This window comes from Pseudomonas sp. BN414, from assembly GCF_029871275.1.
Taxonomy (GTDB): domain Bacteria; phylum Pseudomonadota; class Gammaproteobacteria; order Pseudomonadales; family Pseudomonadaceae; genus Metapseudomonas; species Metapseudomonas resinovorans_C.
The window spans coordinates 1-624 of the sequence record NZ_SSOL01000008.1 but is presented as its reverse complement, the minus strand read 5'-3'; the positions used below and the strand labels follow the sequence as shown (position 1 = coordinate 624).

Sequence of the window (624 nt, the reverse complement as noted above, 5' to 3'; positions counted from 1 at the left end):
CTGACTGTTACGACGTTCAGCGTCAGTGGCGTGCCGGGCACCTTCAGCGCTGGCTCCAATGCGGTCATCTCCGGTGTCGGTACCCTGACCATCGCCGCGGACGGCAACTACACCTTTACTCCAGTGCAGAACTGGAATGGCGCGGTGCCGCAGGTCACTTACGTCACCAACACCGGCAGCGACTCCACGCTGGATATCACCGTCACGCCGGTGAACGATGCGCCTGTCGCCAGCAATGACGGCCCGATTCCGGTCACCGAGGACATCGCCGCCAGCGGTAATGTCCTGACCAACGACAGCGACGTCGAGAATGACACCCTGACCGTCACCGACTTCACCTTCGGCGGCAGCACTTACCTGGCCGGCCAGAGCGCCACCGTCGCGGGCGTCGGCACGCTGGAGATCAACAGCGACGGCAGCTTCACTTTCACCCCGGCCCCGAACTACAACGGCCCGGTACCGACCGCGACCTATACCGTCACCGACGGCACTGCCACCGATACCGGCGAGCTGAGCTTCGGAAACGTAAGCCCGGTGGACGATGCGGCCGTTCTGGTCGCTGACAGCAACAGCGTGGCCGAAGACAGTTCGGCCACCGGCAACGTGCTGGGCAACGACAGCGAT

The 624-nt window shown here is 64.1% G+C and carries 1 protein-coding gene; it reads left to right on the top strand.

Annotated features, from left to right (window positions below; genetic code table 11):
• On the top strand, positions 1–624 hold a 624-nt coding region (locus tag E8E95_RS00055), incomplete at both ends, for an Ig-like domain-containing protein (RefSeq protein ID WP_280347120.1).